General features: G+C 66.0%; 2 protein-coding genes. Both read left to right on the top strand.

Annotation, left to right across the window (positions count from 1 at the left end; all coding sequences use genetic code 11):
- On the top strand, positions 1-300 hold a 300-nt coding region (locus tag AC1DS5_RS25420; RefSeq protein ID WP_477721016.1), incomplete at its 5' end, for a 2-dehydro-3-deoxygalactonokinase.
- Positions 297-564, top strand: a 268-nt coding sequence (locus AC1DS5_RS25415; protein ID WP_477721015.1) for a beta/alpha barrel domain-containing protein, incomplete at its 3' end; no start/stop codon positions are given. The genes AC1DS5_RS25420 and AC1DS5_RS25415, both read left to right, overlap by 4 nt.

Here is a 564-nt window from a genome sequence, read left to right as displayed (position 1 = left end):
GTCGGCTTGACCGCCTCGCTATTCAGCTTGCGCGCGGCGCAACTGCTCGGCTTCCAGCAACAGGCCGACGGCGCGGCGCGCCTGTCGGGCCTCCTGATCGGCACGGAAATCGCCGATGCCGGATCGCGCTATGGCACGCGGCATCCGGTACGCCTGATCGGCGCCGGCGCGCTCAAGGATCTCTATGCGTCGGCGCTTGCAGCTGCCGGCTTCGAGGTCGCCATCGTTGATGCCGAACGCGCGTCGCAACACGGCCTGACCAAGGCCGCAATCCATCTGTGGGGAGCTCAGTTCACATGAACCAGCCAATCCGTTGGCCCTCCGTGAAGCGTCCGCTCGTCGCCATCCTGCGCGGCGTGCAGCCCGACGAGGTGGAGAGCATCGTCGAGACGTTGATCGATACCGGCTTCGAGCTGATCGAAGTGCCGCTGAACTCGCCCGATCCGTTCGAATCCATCGCACGGATCTGCAAACGATTTGGCAACGACACCCTGATCGGCGCCGGCACCGTCCTCACCGCGAATGACTGCGCCCGCGTCGCCGATGTCGGCGGGCGTCTGATGG

Source organism: Polaromonas sp. P4_H1 (assembly GCF_056400945.1).
This window is presented reverse-complemented; position numbering and strand designations above follow the sequence as displayed.